The sequence below is a fragment of the Pseudomonas sp. MOIL14HWK12:I1 genome, from assembly GCF_000510705.1.
Classification (GTDB): Bacteria; Pseudomonadota; Gammaproteobacteria; order Pseudomonadales; family Pseudomonadaceae; genus Chryseomonas; species Chryseomonas oryzihabitans.
Window position 1 is genome coordinate 536,583 of the sequence record NZ_AZNY01000006.1, and the last position, 15,908, is coordinate 552,490.

General features: G+C 68.6%; 15 protein-coding genes. 3 read left to right on the top strand and 12 right to left on the bottom strand.

The window, feature by feature from the left end:
- Positions 1-132: 132 nt before the first annotated feature.
- Genes pcaF through PSEK12I1_RS0106510 form a run of 3 tightly spaced genes read right to left on the bottom strand, consistent with a single transcriptional unit; the run spans position 133 to position 2,981 of the window.
- Positions 133-1,347: a 3-oxoadipyl-CoA thiolase gene (pcaF, locus tag PSEK12I1_RS0106500; protein WP_027601044.1), complete on the bottom strand. Its 1,215-nt coding sequence runs from the start codon at positions 1,345-1,347 to the stop codon at positions 133-135.
- On the bottom strand, positions 1,344-2,129 hold the full coding sequence (locus tag PSEK12I1_RS0106505) for a CoA-transferase subunit beta (RefSeq protein WP_027598791.1): 786 nt from the start codon (positions 2,127-2,129) through the stop codon (positions 1,344-1,346). The genes pcaF and PSEK12I1_RS0106505 overlap by 4 nt, the downstream gene beginning before the upstream one ends.
- 3 nt (positions 2,130-2,132) lie before the next feature.
- Positions 2,133-2,981, bottom strand: a complete 849-nt coding sequence (locus PSEK12I1_RS0106510) for a CoA transferase subunit A (RefSeq protein ID WP_027598792.1) — start codon at positions 2,979-2,981, stop codon at positions 2,133-2,135.
- A gap of 207 nt (positions 2,982-3,188) precedes the next feature.
- Here PSEK12I1_RS0106510 and PSEK12I1_RS0106515 point away from each other — a divergent pair, with 207 nt between their 5' ends.
- Positions 3,189-3,410: a VF530 family DNA-binding protein gene (locus PSEK12I1_RS0106515; protein ID WP_027598793.1), complete on the top strand. Its 222-nt coding sequence runs from the start codon at positions 3,189-3,191 to the stop codon at positions 3,408-3,410.
- A gap of 103 nt (positions 3,411-3,513) precedes the next feature.
- On the opposite strand, the gene PSEK12I1_RS0106520 is transcribed toward PSEK12I1_RS0106515, so the two are convergent.
- On the bottom strand, positions 3,514-4,461 hold the full coding sequence (locus tag PSEK12I1_RS0106520) for a class I SAM-dependent methyltransferase (protein ID WP_027601045.1): 948 nt from the start codon (positions 4,459-4,461) through the stop codon (positions 3,514-3,516).
- 230 nt (positions 4,462-4,691) lie between these two features.
- On the opposite strand from PSEK12I1_RS0106520, the gene PSEK12I1_RS0106525 reads away from it, so the two are divergent.
- Positions 4,692-6,845, top strand: a complete 2,154-nt coding sequence (locus tag PSEK12I1_RS0106525) for a TonB-dependent siderophore receptor (protein ID WP_027601046.1) — start codon at positions 4,692-4,694, stop codon at positions 6,843-6,845.
- A gap of 25 nt (positions 6,846-6,870) precedes the next feature.
- Here PSEK12I1_RS0106525 and PSEK12I1_RS0106530 read toward each other — a convergent pair whose 3' ends face one another.
- The 5 genes from PSEK12I1_RS0106530 to PSEK12I1_RS0106550 form a co-directional block, all read right to left on the bottom strand.
- Positions 6,871-7,668 (bottom strand): ABC transporter ATP-binding protein, encoded by a 798-nt coding sequence (locus tag PSEK12I1_RS0106530; protein WP_027601047.1) that lies wholly within the window; start codon positions 7,666-7,668, stop codon positions 6,871-6,873.
- Positions 7,665-8,723 (bottom strand): iron ABC transporter permease, encoded by a 1,059-nt coding sequence (locus PSEK12I1_RS0106535; RefSeq protein ID WP_027598797.1) that lies wholly within the window; start codon positions 8,721-8,723, stop codon positions 7,665-7,667. Before PSEK12I1_RS0106535 ends, PSEK12I1_RS0106530 begins: the two co-directional genes overlap by 4 nt.
- Entirely contained in the window at positions 8,720-9,742 is a 1,023-nt protein-coding gene (locus PSEK12I1_RS0106540; RefSeq protein ID WP_231501044.1) for an ABC transporter substrate-binding protein, read from the bottom strand. The genes PSEK12I1_RS0106535 and PSEK12I1_RS0106540 overlap by 4 nt, the downstream gene beginning before the upstream one ends.
- A 358-nt stretch (positions 9,743-10,100) precedes the next feature.
- Complete coding sequence (locus PSEK12I1_RS0106545; RefSeq protein WP_231501043.1) at positions 10,101-11,477, bottom strand: MFS transporter; 1,377 nt, start codon at positions 11,475-11,477, stop codon at positions 10,101-10,103.
- Between the two features lie 118 nt (positions 11,478-11,595).
- On the bottom strand, positions 11,596-12,450 hold the full coding sequence (locus PSEK12I1_RS0106550; RefSeq protein WP_017642952.1) for an IclR family transcriptional regulator C-terminal domain-containing protein: 855 nt from the start codon (positions 12,448-12,450) through the stop codon (positions 11,596-11,598).
- A 142-nt stretch (positions 12,451-12,592) separates the two neighbouring features.
- On the opposite strand from PSEK12I1_RS0106550, the gene PSEK12I1_RS0106555 reads away from it, so the two are divergent.
- Positions 12,593-13,111, top strand: a complete 519-nt coding sequence (locus PSEK12I1_RS0106555; protein ID WP_027601050.1) for a DUF962 domain-containing protein — start codon at positions 12,593-12,595, stop codon at positions 13,109-13,111.
- Here the strand turns inward: PSEK12I1_RS0106555 and PSEK12I1_RS0106560 are convergent.
- The 3 genes from PSEK12I1_RS0106560 to PSEK12I1_RS0106570 are packed head-to-tail and all read right to left on the bottom strand — an operon-like array spanning position 13,096 to position 15,904.
- Positions 13,096-13,860, bottom strand: a complete 765-nt coding sequence (locus tag PSEK12I1_RS0106560) for an ABC transporter ATP-binding protein (protein ID WP_027601051.1) — start codon at positions 13,858-13,860, stop codon at positions 13,096-13,098. The genes PSEK12I1_RS0106555 and PSEK12I1_RS0106560 overlap by 16 nt on opposite strands.
- Complete coding sequence (locus PSEK12I1_RS0106565; protein ID WP_017642949.1) at positions 13,857-14,891, bottom strand: iron ABC transporter permease; 1,035 nt, start codon at positions 14,889-14,891, stop codon at positions 13,857-13,859. Before PSEK12I1_RS0106565 ends, PSEK12I1_RS0106560 begins: the two co-directional genes overlap by 4 nt.
- The gene (locus PSEK12I1_RS0106570; protein ID WP_027601052.1) at positions 14,888-15,904 is read right to left on the bottom strand and encodes an ABC transporter substrate-binding protein; all 1,017 of its coding nucleotides are present in this window, start codon (positions 15,902-15,904) and stop codon (positions 14,888-14,890) included. The genes PSEK12I1_RS0106565 and PSEK12I1_RS0106570 overlap by 4 nt, the downstream gene beginning before the upstream one ends.
- Positions 15,905-15,908 lie beyond the last annotated feature (4 nt).

Consider the following 15,908-nt stretch of genomic DNA (forward strand, 5'->3'; position numbering starts at 1 on the left):
TAGATTGGGTTTCAGTGATTTGCTGTAGCGGAGGCATTCGATAGAGGTCTATATCGCGGCCATGGGCCGCTCCTACAGTGTCATGCTTTTGTAGGAGCGGCCCATGGCCGCGATGGCCCCAGCGACAAAGCCTCAGATCCCGTCCACCCGTTCCACCGCCAGCGCCAACCCCTGGCCGACGCCCACGCACATGGTGGCGAGACCCAGGCGGCCGCCGGTCTTCTGCAGGTGGTGCACCGCGGTGAGCACCAGGCGGTTGCCGCTCATGCCCAGGGGATGACCCAGGGCGATGGCGCCGCCGTTGGGATTGACCTTGGGACTGTCGTCGGCCACGCCCAGCTCGCGCAGCACGGCCAGGCCCTGGGCAGCGAAGGCTTCGTTGAGTTCGATGACGTCGAAGGCGTCGATGGACAGGTCCAGTTGCTTGAGCAGCTTGCGCACCGCCGGGGTCGGGCCGACGCCCATGATGCGCGGCGCTACCCCGCCACTGGCCATGCCCAGCACCTTGGCCCGCGGCGTCAGGCCGTGCTTCTTCACGGCTTCAGCCGATGCCAGGATGATGGCCGAGGCGCCGTCGTTGAGGCCCGAGGCGTTGCCGGCGGTCACGGTCTTATCCGGGCCGTTGACTGGCTTCAATTTGGCCAGGCCTTCGGCGGTAGTGTCCGCACGCGGATGCTCGTCTCGCTCGACCACCACGTCGCCTTTCTTGCCCTTGATGGTCACCGGGACGATTTCCTCGGCGTAGTAACCGGATTCCTGGGCCGCGGCGGCGCGCTGCTGGCTGCGCAGGCCGAAGGCGTCCTGGTCGGCGCGGCTGACGCCATAGTCGGCGGCGACGTTGTCGCCGGTGACCGGCATGCTGTCGACGCCATAGGCCTCTTTCATTGCCGGATTGACGAATCGCCAGCCCAGGGTGGTGTCTTCCAACTTCTGGCCACGGCCGAAGGCGCTGTCGGCCTTGCCCATCACATAGGGCGCGCGGGTCATGGATTCCACCCCGGCGGCGATCACCAGGTCCATCTCGCCCAGGGCGATGGCGCGGTAGGCCTGGCCCACCGCTTCCATGCCCGAGGCGCAGAGGCGATTGAGGGTCACGCCCGGCACCGTTTCCGGCAGTCCCGCCAGCAGCACCGCCATGCGTGCCACGTTGCGATTGTCTTCGCCAGCCTGGTTGGCGCAGCCCATGAACACCTCGTCCACGGCGGACCAGTCCACCTGGGGATTACGCTCCTGCAGTGCCTTGAGCGGAATGGCCGCCAGGTCGTCGGCACGCACGGCGGACAGCCCGCCGTTGAGCCGGCCAATGGGGGTGCGGACGGCGTCGCAGATATAGACGGGGCGACTCATTCCTCGCCTCCCTTCTGGCCGCCGTGGGCCGCCGTGGTGCGGGCCTGCAGATCGCGCAGGGCCTCGAGTTCGGTGGCGGTCGGCGCCTCGGTGGTGGCGACCTGATCGGCGAAGCGGAGGGCCCAGCCGGTGGCGGCCACCACCTGCTCGCGAGTCACCCCGGGATGCAGGGCGGTCACCACGAATTCGTTCGTGCCGGCTTCCGGTTCCATGATGCAGAGGTCGGTGATGATGGCGGTCGGGCCCTTGCCCGGCAGGCCCAGCTGCTGGCGGTGATCGCCGCCCTCGCCGAAGCCCACCGAGGTGATGAAGGCCAGCTTGTCGACGAAGCTGCGGTGCGACTGCTTGAGGATGATCAGCACCTCCTTGGCCGAACCGGCGATCTCCGGCGCGCCGCCGGCGCCCGGCAGGCGTACCTTGGGCTGGTGGTAGTCACCGATCACCGTGGTGTTGATGTTGCCGAAGCGGTCGACCTGGGCGGCGCCGAGGAAGCCGACGTCGATGCGCCCGCCCTGCAGCCAGTAGCGGAAGATCTCGCCGGTGGGCACCACGGTGTCGGCGGTCTCGGCCAGTTCGCCGTCGCCGATGGACAGCGGCAGCACCGACGGCTTGGCGCCGATGGGGCCGGATTCGTAGATCAGCACCACGTCCGGCGCATGGGTCAGGCGTGCCAGGTTCGCCGCGGTGGACGGCAAGCCGATGCCGACAAAGCAGACGCTGCCATTGCCGAGGCGGCGCGCGGCGGCCACGGTCATCATTTCATTGGTGGTGAAGTCGCTCATGGTTCAGGCCTCCGCAGCCAGCTTCGCCTGGAAGGCGGCGAAGTCCGCGGTACCGCGGATGTAGGTGTCGATCCACTGGGTAAAGGTGTCGCGATCGCGGGCGATCGGATCCCAGGCCTGGTAGAAGCGGTTGTCGCGCTCGTAGTAGCCGTGGGCATAGGACGGATGCGCCCCGCCCGGCACCACGCAGACGGCGCTGAGCGCCCAGGTCGGCAGCACGCAGGCGTTCATCGGTGCCTGGAGGTCGTCGACGATCTCCTCCACGGTGACGATGCAGCGCTGGGCGGCCAGGGCCGCTTCCTTCTGCACGCCAAGGATGCCCTGGATCAGCACGTTGCCCTGGCGGTCGGCCTTTTGCGCGTGGATGACGGTGACGTCCGGACGCACGCTGGGCACAGCAGCCAGTTTTTCGCCGGTGAAGGGACAGGCGATGAACTTGATGTCCGGATTGACCTTGGCCAGGTCCGAGCCCTGGTAGCCGCGCAGGACGGCGAACGGCAGGTTGGAGGCACCGGCGACATAGGCATTGGCCAGGGCCGCGTGGCTGTGCTCGGAAATCTCCAGCGGGTGCGGCCAGCCCTTTTCCACCGCATCGCGCAGCCGGTGCAGGGAGCCGACACCGGGGTTGCCACCCCAGGAAAAGATCAGCCGCTTGGCGCAGCCGGCACCGATCAGCAGGTCGTAGACCAGGTCGGGGGTCATGCGCACCAGGGTCAGGTCGCGCCGATTCTGGCGGATCAGCTCGTGGGCGGCGGCGGTCGGAATGAGATGGGTGAAGCCTTCGAGGGCGACGGTCTCGCCATCGTGGACGAAGCGCTGGATGGCTTCGCTCAGGGACAGGATCTGGGCCATGGATTGTCGACTCGCGTCTTTGTTGTCGGCGCCGCCCGGTGCGGCGGTCTGGGGTCAGACTACAAAGCCCCATCGGCGCAAACAATCCGATAATCGACTAACAGTTCGATTATCGAACAGCATCGTTCAGTAGGCGGGCGACCGCTTCGCTGCGCAGCGCGACGTCGCAGCGGCTACACTGCCCTGCCCTCACCCAGAGCCCTGCCGATGTCCGACAAGCCCCGCGCCTCCCTGGAAGGGATCACCCTCGAAGCCCTGCTGACCCGCCTGGTGGAGCATCACGGCTGGGAAGAACTCGGGCGGCGCATCCCGCTGCGCTGCTTCACCCATGAGCCCTCCATCAAGTCCAGCCTGACCTTCCTGCGCCGCACGCCCTGGGCACGGGAAAAGGTCGAACAGCTCTATCGGCGCTTGCCCAAGCAGGGTTGAGCCTAGCCCGGTGTAGGTTGGGTTGCGACGGCTCCATCGTCGAAGACCAACAAACCGCGATCTAGCCCGGGCACCCGTTGGGCTTCGCTGCGCTCAACCCAAACTACGACGCCTGTTCCTGCCGGAACACCAGCACCTTGAGTCCGCCCTCGGGATCCTCGTCGGCGAATTCCGGCGGATTGGCCAGGCGCTCGACGAAGGCCAGCCCAGGGGCCTCCTGGGCCATGCCGGCGATGAGGAAATCCGCGCCCACGCCGGGGTCGTTGACGCAGGCCAGCACCCGGCCGCCGGGGGTGAGCAGTTCGGGCAGGCGGCGCAGGATGCGGGCGTAGTCCTTGGTCAGGGCGAAGCTGCCCTGCTGGAAGCTGGGCGGATCGACGATCACCAGGTCATAGGGCCCCAGCTTGCGCACCTTGCCCCAGGACTTGAACAGTTCGTGACCGAGAAAGCTGACCTTGCCCAGGTCATGGCCATTGAGTCGGTGATTCTCGCGGCCGCGGGTCAGGGGCCCGCGGGCCATGTCCAGATTGACCACCTGGGCCGCGCCGCCGGCCAGGGCGGCCACCGAGAAGCCGCAGGTGTAGGCGAACAGATTGAGGATGCGCAGGCCGGCGGCCTGCTCGCGCACCCAGCGGCGGCCCAGGCGCATGTCGAGGAACAGCCCCATGTTCTGGTGGCGGGTGAGGTCCAGGCCGAACTTCAGGCCGTCCTCGTGGATGACGTGCTCGCCCACCGGCGCGCCGATCAGCGCCTCGCTGGCCGCATCCAGGCGATAGCGATGCTGCAGCAGCAGGCTGCAGGCACCGCTGGCCATCCACACCGGGGTCGCGCCCAGGGCGGTCAGGGTGGCGCGCAGGGCCTCCAACTCGGCCGCGGGCAATTCGCGAAACAGGCCCACCCGCACCACGCCTTCCAGCCAGTCGACGGTGAGTTGCTCCAGCCCCGGCAGCAGCCGGCCACGTCCATGCACCAGTCGGCGTGCCTCGGCGGGCGGCGAAGCGAGGGCGGTAAGCAGGAGCTCGGAGAGGCGGGCAAGGGTGGCGGTATTCATGGGCGGTCACGACGGCAAAGGAGCGGCATGCTACGGCAAAAGCGCCGGCCCCGCCTCCCGCGGCGAGTCCGGTAGAGGTCTGCCGGCGCCTCGGCGCGGACACCCGGGCCGGACGTCGCCAGCGAACCGACCAGCCCGATGAAAATATGTCTCAGGCGGTAACGACTCGCAGTTGTATCCACTTTGTAACCCGCTCTAGAATCCGCCTCCCCAACCCCAGGACGATAACAATGCGCCGGCTGGTCCCTGCTCTCTATCTGCTGCCCCTCTGTGCCCTCCCCCTCGCCGGTCATGCCCAGGAGCAGACGGAAGACTCGCCCCAGGCGCTGTCCGATCTCACCATCGTCGGCGCGGCCGAATCGCCCACCGGTCCGGTACAGGGCTACAAGGCAGAGCGTTCCAGCAGTGCGACCCGCACCGACACCCCGCTGCACGAGACGCCCCAGTCGGTGAGCGTGGTCTCCCGCGAGGCCCTCGACGACCTCTCCGCCACCCGCCTGCAGCAGGCGCTGGACCAGGCCGGCGGCGTCGGCCGTGGCAACAACTTCGGCGGTCAGGGCCTGACCAGCTACACGGTGCGCGGCTTCACCAGCTCCGAATATTTCCGCAACGGCTTCCCCATGAATCGCGGCTATCCCAGCGCGCCGGATGCCGCCACCCTGGAGCGGGTCGAGGTCCTGCGCGGCCCGGCGGCGACCCTCTATGGCCGCAGCGATCCGGGCGGCACCTTCAACGTGGTCACCAAGCAGCCGCTGGGCGAGCGCAAGACCACCCTCGGCAGCCAGTTCACCGACCAGGGCCTACGGCGCGGCACCCTGGACACCACCGGCCCGGTGGATGAAGACGGCCGCCTGGCCTATCGCCTCAACCTGATCGCCGAAGGCGGCGACAGCTTCCGCGACGATGTCGAGCACGAGCGCTACGAAGTGGCCCCGGTGCTGAGCTGGCAGGCCACCGACGCCACCCTTATCACCTTCGAGGCGGACATCATCCGCAGCAACGCCCCGCTGGACCGCGGCCGCACCAACTACCTGACCCAGCGCGCCGAAGCCAGTCGCTCCACCAATGCCTGGGAAAAGGGCACCACCAACCTGCTGCACAACGACAGCGAGGCCTATCAGCTGCGCTTCGAGCACCAGTTGAACGACGCCTGGACCCTGGCCGGCGGCTTCCAGTACCTCGACGGCAGCCTCAAGGGCAATGCCGTGGAAGCCAACGGCGTGCAGGCCGATGGCGTGACCCTGGGTCGCAACTTCAACTACCGCAAGCTGGAGTGGAGCGATCGCGACCTGCAGCTGAATCTGACCGGTCGCTTCGACACCTTTGGCCTCGGCCACACCCTGATCACCGGGATCGAGGTGGAAGACTATGACTACCGCTCCATCATCCAGCGCTCCCCCGGCGGCGCCAACGTCTATCCGGTCAATCTGGTCGATCCGGTCCTGGGTCAGCCGCGCCCCGCCCTGACCCGCGTTGCCACCCACGACCATGAGACGCTCAAGACCTGGGCCGCCTTTGTGCAGGACCAGATCGCCCTCACCGAGCGCCTCAAGGTGCTGGGTGGCGTGCGCCTGGAGCGCTTCGAGCACGACTACGATAACAAGATGCCACCCCAGGTCCTCGCTAACGGACGGATTGTCACCGGTGACTGGAGCAAGGACTCGAACGCCGTCACCCCGCGCCTGGGCGTCAGTTATGACCTCACCCCGGAACTGGCCCTCTACGCCAGCGCCTCCAAGTCGTTCAAGCCCAACACCGGCGCGGCGTTCCAAGGTGGGGGTTTCGATCCCGAAGAAGGCAAGGCCTACGAGGTGGGCATGAAGTGGGCGGCGCTGGACGGCCGCCTCAGCGTCGACACGGCGATCTTCCATACGGTCAAGGAAAACGTCCTGACCCCGGATCCGGTCGAACCCACCTTCAACGTCGCTACCGGCGAGGTACGCAGCCGCGGCTTCGAAGTCAACTTGACTGGCGACCTGACGCCCAACTGGCGCATCCTCGGCGGCTACGCCTTCACCGATGCCGAGGTCACCAAGGACAACACCCTGGCCCGCGGCACGCGCCTGACCAACATCCCGCGCAATGCCGTCAACCTGCTCAACGTCTACGAATTCCACGACGGCGTGCTACGCGGCCTGGGGCTGGGCGCCAACCTCAAGTACGTGGGTGAGCGCGAAGGCCAGAAGACCGCGGTCAGCGACTACACGATGGACAGCTACACGGTCACCGACCTGCTGAGCTTCTACAAGGTCGACGAGCACCTGCGGCTGAACCTGGACGTGCGCAACGTCTTCAACAAGGGCTACGACGAGAGCTCCTGGAACGCCTACAGCTATCCGGGCGAGCCGCGTACGGTGCAGGCCGGTTTCACCTACACCTTCTGACGCCCTACCCTCTGCAGCTCCGCGGTCAGGCCTCGCTGAAGGCCTGACCGGTCAGCGGCTGCACCACCGGGCGGCCCTGGCGGTCGTGGAGGATGTCCACCGCCACGCCGTAGGTGGCTTCCAGCAGGTCGGCGGTGACGATGGCGGCGGGTCGGCCGGCGGCCAGCAGGCCACCGTTGACCAGCACCAGCAGCGAATCGGCGTACTGGCAGGCCAGGTTGAGGTCGTGCAGCACCACCACGGTCACCCGCTGGTGCAGCCGGGTCTCGTGGCGCACGCGATCGAGCAGGTTGATCTGGTGCCGCAGATCCAGGGCGCTGACCGGTTCGTCCAGCAGCATCACCTCGGGTTCGCGCATCAGCACCTGGGCAAAGAACACCAGTTGGCGTTGACCGCCACTCAGGGCGCCCAGCTGGCGCGAGGCCAGATGGCCGATGCCCACCTCGTCGAGCTTGCCCAGCGCGCGTTCCAGCAGCTCATCGTCCAGGTGCAGGGTCAGCCGTTCCAGGCTGCCCATGGCCACCGTCTCCAGCACCGACAGCGCCGCCTCGGCATGGGAATCCTGGGGCATGTAGGCCACGCCCTGGCGCCAGCCGTCCCGCTGACCACGCAGCGAAGCCCCCGCCACCAGCCGCCGCGCACCGCGCTCGATCTGGCCGGCCGCCAGCGGCAGATCACCGGCCAGGGCGCGCAGCAGGGTGGTCTTGCCGGTGCCATTGGGGCCGAGGATCACATGCACCTGCCCCGCGTGCAGCTCGGTGCAGAGTCCGGAGATGACGGTACGATCGCCGCGCTTCAGCGCGAGGTCCTGGAGGCGGATCATGGGCTGGACCTGCGGGGGGCGAAGATGAGCCAGAGCAGAAAGGGCACCCCGACGATGGCGGTGACGATGCCCACCGGAAACAGCGCCCCGGGCAGGATCGACTTGGACAGCACCGAGGCGAAGGACAGCATCAGGGCACCGCAGATGGCCGACAGCGGCAGCAGGAAGCGCTGATCCTCGCCCACTTGCCAGCGGGCGATATGGGGTGCGACCAGGCCGACGAAGCCGATCACCCCGACGAAGCTGGTGGCCGTGGCGGTCATCACCGCCACCAGGATCAGCACCTTGAGGCGCAGCCGGCGGATATTGACGCCGAGGCTCTCGGCCCGTGCCTCGCCCAGCCGCAGGGCAGCCAGCTTCCAGGCATCGCGCAGGAGCAGGAGGCAGCACAGCAGGGTCACCCCGGCGACGATGGCCAGGGTGGTCCAGGTGGCGCGACCGAGGCTGCCGAACAGCCAGAAGAGGATCTGCTGCGACAGCTCCGGCGAGGAGAGGAATTGCACCAGGGACAGCAGCGACTGGAAGAGGAACAGCAGGGCGATGCCGCCGAGGATGATGGTGTCGCTGCCGGTGCGCTTGAGCGAGGCCAGGGCGAAGAGAAACAGCGCCGCCAGCATGGCGAAGGCGAAGGCGCCCAGCGGTACCCCGATCAGCGCGCCCAGGCCGAAGCTGCCCAGCGCCAGGCTGAGGGCGGCGCCGCAGCCGGCGGCGGCGGCCATGCCCAGGGTGTAGGGACTGGCCATGGGGTTGTTGAGCAGCGTCTGCATCTGCGCCCCGCCCGCACCTAGGGCGGCGCCCACCGCCAGCGCCATCAGCGCCACCGGCAGGCGCAGGTCGCGGACGATGGCGTCGGTCATCGGCTGCCGCTCGCCGAGCCCGGTCAGCGACTTGAGCACTTCCAGCGGCGAGAGCAGCGACGGCCCGGTGGCGATGTCCAGCACCAGACCCGCCAGGGTCAGCAGCAGAAACACCCCGCAGGCCCGCCAGCGGCGGCGCTCGCGGGCGCGTTGCTCGGCGATGGCGTTGCCGTGGCTGGCGTTCGCGGCCTCGCTCATGGCGTCAGGCCTAGGGCAAAGGTGCCCTCGGGCTGGATCGGCATATAGCGGCGGTAGTACTCGCGGTAGTTGGCCATGGGATCCACGTCCTGGAACAGATCCGGATAGAGCTGCTTGGCGATGAATTGCAGCATGGCGAAGTCTTCCAGGCTGCGCGAGGCGCCCTGGTAGACGCCATAGAGGCGCCCGTCGCGGATCGCCGGCAGATTGGCCCAGCCCGGTCGCTGCATGAAGGCGCGCAGGTGGCTGCGGGCGTCGTCGGCGGTGACCCCGGGGCCCATGGGCAAGGCGGAGGGATTGCTGTTGTCCTCACGCCCGGAGATGAAGATGACCTCCGGCTGGGCCAGGAGCACCTGCTCCGGATTCATCACCCCCCACCACTGGATGAAGGGCGCGGCGATGTTGTCGCCGCCGGCCAGGGTGACCATGGCACCCCACATGTTGCGGCCATAGGTGAAGGAGTATTCGGCCGGACCCTTGTTGCCGAACTCGGCATAGACCCGTGGTTTCGGGCGATGAGCCGCCGCGATGCGGGTCTGGATGTCCTGCACCACCTTGGCGTAGAAGTCGGCCAGCTCGTTGGCGCGCGCCTCCTGGCCGGTGATCACCCCGAGCAGGCGGGTGGACGCCAGGTGGCGCTCCAGGGTCTGGGCGTTGTAGTCGATCGCCACCACCGGGATGCCGAGCTGTTCCAGGCGCTTGACCTCGCTGTCCAGCGCCTGGAATTGCCAGGCGGCCAGGACCACCAGATCCGGCTTGAGGGCGAGCACCTTTTCCACGGAGAAACTGTTGTTTTCCGTCTCGCCCACATCGGGAAGGCTGGCCAGGGAAGGTCGGTGGGCGACGTTAAGCGCCCAGTTGGCCGGCACCTTGCGCTCCCAGGCGCCACGGGAGACACCGACCACGGCGTCGAAGGCCTGCTCGCCACCGACCGCCAGGTAGTCGCCATAGTGGAAGCCCAGCACCACCCGCTTGGCCGGCGCCTCGATGGTCACCGTGCGCCCGAGGACGTCGGTCACCTGCCGGGTCTCGGCAAAGGCCGGTGCAATCAGAAAGCAAGCGATAAGCGTTACCAGCGGGACAGCCCACTGTCCGCTGCGAGCGAAACCTTTCATGGAACCCCTTGGACGTCTGCACCCGCTCTAGACGGGTGACTGCGGCGCATGCAAAGGGTGCAACTTTACGCGGTGGCAGCGCCTGCGCCTAGCGCCCGCCACGCTCCCAGAGCCCGCTTATAATCTCGCGAGCTAGAGCTAAACAAGGCGAAGGCCCTAGGAAACGGAGTTAGCCACGGTAAGTGAGCATTCCGACCGGGCTGGCGACCCAGGGCCTTTTCAACGCAGTTTGGCCGACGCGCAGCAGATTAGGAGCGGGCTCTCAGGTCGCGTCGGCGTGACTGACCACCCCCTTGATCAACACCGCCAGGGCCGCGAGACCCGCCGGCAGGAGCAGCGCGGTGAGCACCTGGGTGAAGGTCCAGCCCAGGCCCAGCAGGGTCGCACCCATCCAGGCGCCGGTGATGGCGCCGAAGCGGCCGATGCCGAGCATCCAGGACACCCCGGTGGCGCGGCCGTGGGTCGGATAGTACCGCGCCGCCAGCGAGGGCATGGCCGACTGGGCGCCGTTGATGCACATGCCGGCCACCAGTACCAGGGTGGCGACCAGGGCGACCTGGCCCAGGCTTTGGCCGACGCAATAGGCGAAGACGCCGGCCAGGACATAGAACAGGCCGATCACCTTGTGCGGGTTGAATCTGTCCATGGCCCAGCCGACGAACACCGCGCTGAGCACCCCGCCGAACTGGAACAGCGCGCCGATCAGGGCGGCCTGCTCCAGGCTGGCGCCGGCGTCGCGCATCAGCGTCGGCAGCCAGCTGGTGAGCAGGTAGACGATCACCAGGCCCATGAAATAGGTCAGCCACAGCAGCAGGGTGCCGGCGCTGTAGCTGCGGTTGAAGATCACCGCGAAGACGTTGCCGGTCTTGACCGACTTCTGCTCGGGCACCACGAAGTGCCGCGCCTCGGCGGCTTCGCGGCCGATGGGCGCCAGCACCCGGCGGATGCGCTCGGCGCTCTTGCCGTGCACCACCAGATAGCGCGCCGATTCCGGCAGCCAGAGCAGCAGCACCACGGCCAGCGCCAGGGGCAGCACGCCGCCCAGCACCAGCAGGCTGTGCCAGCCGTAGGCCGGGATCATCCAGGCCGAGACGAAGCCGCCGCCGGCCATGCCCAGGTTGAAGCCGCAGAACATGCTGGTCACCAGCAGCGACTTGAGGCGCTCGGGGGTGTATTCCGAGAGCAGCGTGGTGGCGTTGGGCATGGCGGCGCCCAGGCCCAGCCCGGTGAGGAATCTCAGGATCACCAGCTGTTCGAGGTTGCTGCTGAAGGCCGACAGCAGGCTGAAGCCGCCAAAGATGAAGGTGGCGACCACCAGCACGCCCTTGCGACCGAAGCGATCGGCCAGCGGCCCGGAACCCAGGGCGCCAAAGACCATGCCGCCCAGCGCGGCGCTCATCACCGGCCCCAGGCTGGCCCGCGGGATGTTCCATTCCACCGACAGCGCCGGGGCGATGAAGCCCATGGCCGCGGTGTCGAGGCCGTCGAGAAAGACGATGAGAAAGCACAGGGCGACGATGCGCCACTGGTAGGCGGACAGCGCCTGGCGATTGATGAACTGCTGGACGTCCAGGGTGCCGGCTGTCGCCGTGGCCAAGGAATCGGCCAGGGGCACGGCGCCCGCGAGGGTGTGCGTCATGGTGGTCTGCTCGTGTTGTTGTTATCGGCGTGTTGCGCCACTGCGCCGACGTTAAGCCCAACCCCAGACAGCTGACAATTCGATTATCGGCGATATGGCCGATAATCGACCGGATTCGCTAGTGAAACAGCCGGGTGCTCAATTCCTGGCTGGCGGCCAGCAGCACCGGCAGGAAGCGCGTCTCCAGTTCCTGACGACTGACCCGACTGGCGTGGGTGCCGACGTTGAGCGACGCCAGCACCTGGCCGGCGGCGTCTCTCAGGGGCACCGCCAGGGATCTCAGCCCCACCTCCAGCTCCTGGTCGACGATGACGTAGCCCTGCTGGCGCACCTGGCCCAGGCACTCGATGAGCGCCGGCGGCTGATAGAGGGTACGGCTGGTCTTGGCCTGCAGATCGGCGTGTTCCAGATAGTCGTGCAGGGCGGCATCGTCCAGGGCGGCGAGCAGGATGCGGCCCATGGAGGTGCAATAGGCCGGCAGCCGGCTACCGACGCTGAGGTCCACCGAGATCAGCCGCTGCGGCGTGGCCGAGCGGGCGATGTAGAGGATCTCGTCGCCTTCCAGGGTGGCCATGGAGCAGGCCTCGTGCAGTTGCTCGCTCAGGCGATCGAGCACCGGCTGGGCGGTGACCGCCAGCGGCGTCGACGACAGATAGGCGTGCCCCAGGGTCAGCACCTTGGGCAGCAGCGAATAGGTGCGCCCATCGGTGGTGACATAGCCCAGCTTCATCAGGGTGTGCAGGCAGCGGCGCACCGCGGCGCGGGGGATCTCGGTGCGATGGCTGATCTGGGCGATGGTCAGCTGGCGCTTGCGCTCCTGGAAGGCGTGGATGACCGCCAGGCCGCGGGCCAGGGAGGTCATGAAGTTGGGGTCGCCGGTAAAGGCTTCGATGCGCTTGGCCGGCGAGGCGATGATGGGCGGCGCGGCCAGTGGCGGCAGGCCGGTGGCGTGAGCGGTGCGGTTATCGTCCATCGACCCTATCCTCGGCAGGCTTTTGATCGATTATCGAGCGAGGGGGCGATTATCGCAATCGCATTTCTGCCAGCGCCCGCAGACGCGCAGGGGCCTGCAGGTGCATGCTGAGGCTTCCCGCCAGCCGCCTGGATGCCTGTCGATGAAGACCCTGGAAGATCATCTCAGCCAATACGCGAGCTACCACCGCGATCCGCGCAATATCGCCAGCCACTTCCCCGGCATTTTGCTGATCGTGCTGGCGGTGGCCATCCTGCTGTCGCGACCGGTCTTCAGCCTGGCCGGCTGGCCGCTGTCGCCCGCGGTGCCGGTGGCCGGTGCGGTGGCGCTCTTCTATCTGCGCCTGGATCGGCCGCTGGGGCTGCTGATGAGCGTCCTGCTCGCGCTCGCCCTCTGGCTGGGCGCCGCGCTGGCGGCCCAGAGCACGGGCGTCTGGCTGGCCTGGGGGCTGGGTCTGTTCCTGGTCGGCTGGGCCATCCAGTTCGTCGGTCATCACTACGAGGGACGCAAGCCGGCCTTTCTCGACGACCTGGCCGGCCTGGCCATCGGCCCGCTGTTCATCGCCACCGAAGCCGTCTTCTGGCTGGGCGGTCGCCAGCAGCTCAGGCAGGCGATCGAAGAACGGGCCGGCCCGGTACGGCGTCGTCAGCCCAGCCGATAGCGGATCGACGGCCGACCGTCGGGACCGTCCAGCGTCACCTGCGCCCTCACCCCCCAGACCTGCTGGATCAACTCGGCCGTCAGCACCTCGCCGGGGGCGCCTTCGGCGACCAGGCGGCCGTCGCGCAGCACCGCCAGGCGATCGCAGAACAGCGCGGCCAGGTTGAGATCGTGGATGGCCAGCACGCAGGTCGCCGGCAGGCGGCGGACCAGGTCGAGGATCTCGAGCTGGTGCTGGATATCGAGGTGGTTGGTGGGTTCGTCCAACAGCAGTTCGCTGGGCTCCTGGGCCAGGGCGCGGGCGATCTGAGCGCGCTGGCGCTCGCCGCCGGAGAGGCTGTGCCAGCGCCGTGCCGCCTTGTCGACCAGGCCGACCTGGGCCAGGGCGCGCTGGCAAACCTCGGCGTCGCGCGCGCTCCAGGCATCGAGCAGGCCGCGATGGGGCGTGCGCCCCAGGCGCACCACCTCGGCCACCGAGAGATCGGCTTCGGTACCGGCCTGCTGCTCCACCAGGGCGACCCGGCGCGCCAGGTCGCGCCGGCGCAACTCGGCCAGCGGCGTCCCGTCGAGACTGACCCTACCCTCCTCCGGCCGCCGCAGCCCGGCCAGCAGCCGCAGCAGACTGGACTTGCCCGAGCCATTGGGGCCGAGCAGTCCGAGCACCCCGCCCGGCGGCACCGCGAGGGTTACCCCGGCGAGGATCGGCTGCCCGCCGGCGCTCCAGGCCACGTCGCGCGCAGCGAGGCTCATCGGACCTCCCGTGCGCGATAGAGGATGAAGGCGAAGGCCGGGGCACCGACCAGGGCGGTGACCACGCCGATGGGTAGGGTCTGCTTGGCCACCAGGGTGCGGGCGACGATGTCGGCCAGCACCATGAACAGCGCGCCGATCAGGGCGCAGGTGGGCAGCAGCCGGCCATGCCCCGGACCCACCAGGAAACGCGCCACATGGGGGATCACCAGGCCGACGAAGCCCACCGCGCCCACCAGGCTGACCAGGCAGGCGGTGATCAGGCCGGTGACGGCCAGCAGCAGCAGGCGCAGCGGTCCCACCGCCACCCCGAGGCTGGCGGCGGCGTCTTCGCCAAAGGCGAAAGCATCCAGCGCCCGGGCGCAGGCCAGACACACCAGCAGCCCGGCGAGCACCACCCCGGCGGCCAGCCAGACATCCGGCCAGCGCACCCCGGCCAGGCTGCCGAGCAGCCAGAACATCACGCTGCGCGCCTGCTCGGCATTGGCCGCGGTGGCGACGATATAGGCGGTCAGGGCATTGAACAGCTGGGAAGCCGCCACCCCGGCGAGGATGATGCGGGTACTGCCGCCGCTGCCGAGAAAGGGCAGCACCACGGCGAAGGCCAGCACCGCGCCGAGAAAGGCACCCAGGGAGACACCAAGCACCCCGCCGCCGACGCCCAGCAGCATCACCAGCACCGCGCCGGTGGAGGCGCCGGCGGATAGGCCGAGCACATAGGGTTCGGCCAGGGCGTTGCGCAGCAGCGCCTGGAGGATGGCCCCCGAGACCGCCAGGCCCGCACCGCAGCAGGCGGCCACCAGGGCGCGACTGAGGCGGTATTCCCAGACGATGCCCTGGACGATGCGCTCCACCGGATAGGGCCCCAGGCCGAGGCCGTTGGCGATGGCCTGCAGACTGGTCAGGGGCGCGATGGGCATCTCGCCGAAGGACGCCGCCAGCACCACGCTCGCCGCCAGCGCCAGCACCGCGGCCAGGCCCAGCAGCCAGCGCCAGGGCCGGGCGCCTTCGGCCGCGAGGGGCAGACTCATGGTTGCGGCTTGGCCAGGTCGGCGGCCAGGGCCTCGACGCTGTCCACCACCCGCAGCGAGGGATTGAGGGTCGGGGCGTCCACCACCAGCAGGTGATTCTCGCGTACCGCGCGCAATTCGCGGGTCAGGGGATCGCTGCGCAGGAAGGCCAGCTTCTTGTCCACGTCATCGGCCGGGTAGAGACGCCGGTCCATGCGCGCCACGACGATATAGTCAGGGTCCAGGCTGGCGATGCGCTCCCAGCTCACCGCCGGCCATTCCTCGGCGCTGTCGACCACGTTGCGCAGCCCCAGGGCCCGGGCGATCCAGGCCGGCGCACCGAGGTTGCCGGCGACCCAGGGATCCCCTTCCAGCCGCGGACTGGAAAACCAGAACAGCACCGAGCGGCCCTGCACCCCGGCGGCTTTGGCCTGCTCGCCCGCGGCGCCGATACGGCGGTCCAGGTCGGCGACCAGGCGCTCGCCGGCCGGCTGCACATCGAGGATGGCCGCCAGCTCGCGGGCTTCACGGGTCACCAGCTGCATGTCGAAGGGCGCGCTGCGGCTGCCATCGCTGTTGGAATCGGCGGTCACCGCCTTGCCTTCGCAATCGCTGGGCGCCACATAGGCGGCGATGCCCAGCTTGGCGAAGCGCGGGAAGTCCGCCACCTCGCCACCGGGGCCGACGTGATAGGTGTACTGGGCCGCCACCAGGTCCGGCCGGGTGCCGACCACGGCCTCGAAGCTGGGGGCGTTGTCGGCCAGCCGCGGAATGCCCTTGCCCGCCGCCTGCAGGTCCGCGGGCAAGCCGCCGAACCAGATGCCGGTGCCCACCAGCCGCGCGCCCACGCCCAGGCGCAAGAGCAACTCGGTGCTGGCCTGACCGAGGCTGACCAGCCGCTGGGGCGCGCGCTCGAAGACCAGTTCACGACCGCAGTTGTGCACGGTCAGCGGATAGGCGGTGGCCGCCTGGGTGGTGAGAGAGGCAACGGACAACAGGCCGGCGGCGATCAGCGGCAGAAGACGGCGAAACATGGAC

Coding starts and splice junctions, on each gene's coding strand:
- PSEK12I1_RS0106555 (WP_027601050.1), top strand. CDS start 12,593: ATGAAGACCCTGGAAGATCATCTCAGCCAATACGCGAGCTACCACCGC.
- PSEK12I1_RS0106530 (WP_027601047.1), bottom strand. CDS start 7,668: ATGATCCGCCTCCAGGACCTCGCGCTGAAGCGCGGCGATCGTACCGTC.
- PSEK12I1_RS0106545 (WP_231501043.1), bottom strand. CDS start 11,477: ATGACGCACACCCTCGCGGGCGCCGTGCCCCTGGCCGATTCCTTGGCC.
- PSEK12I1_RS0106535 (WP_027598797.1), bottom strand. CDS start 8,723: ATGAGCGAGGCCGCGAACGCCAGCCACGGCAACGCCATCGCCGAGCAA.
- PSEK12I1_RS0106560 (WP_027601051.1), bottom strand. CDS start 13,860: ATGAGCCTCGCTGCGCGCGACGTGGCCTGGAGCGCCGGCGGGCAGCCG.
- PSEK12I1_RS0106570 (WP_027601052.1), bottom strand. CDS start 15,904: ATGTTTCGCCGTCTTCTGCCGCTGATCGCCGCCGGCCTGTTGTCCGTT.
- PSEK12I1_RS0106550 (WP_017642952.1), bottom strand. CDS start 12,450: ATGGACGATAACCGCACCGCTCACGCCACCGGCCTGCCGCCACTGGCC.
- PSEK12I1_RS0106515 (WP_027598793.1), top strand. CDS start 3,189: ATGTCCGACAAGCCCCGCGCCTCCCTGGAAGGGATCACCCTCGAAGCC.
- pcaF (WP_027601044.1), bottom strand. CDS start 1,347: ATGAGTCGCCCCGTCTATATCTGCGACGCCGTCCGCACCCCCATTGGC.
- PSEK12I1_RS0106520 (WP_027601045.1), bottom strand. CDS start 4,461: ATGAATACCGCCACCCTTGCCCGCCTCTCCGAGCTCCTGCTTACCGCC.
- PSEK12I1_RS0106565 (WP_017642949.1), bottom strand. CDS start 14,891: ATGAGTCTGCCCCTCGCGGCCGAAGGCGCCCGGCCCTGGCGCTGGCTG.
- PSEK12I1_RS0106525 (WP_027601046.1), top strand. CDS start 4,692: ATGCGCCGGCTGGTCCCTGCTCTCTATCTGCTGCCCCTCTGTGCCCTC.
- PSEK12I1_RS0106510 (WP_027598792.1), bottom strand. CDS start 2,981: ATGGCCCAGATCCTGTCCCTGAGCGAAGCCATCCAGCGCTTCGTCCAC.
- PSEK12I1_RS0106505 (WP_027598791.1), bottom strand. CDS start 2,129: ATGAGCGACTTCACCACCAATGAAATGATGACCGTGGCCGCCGCGCGC.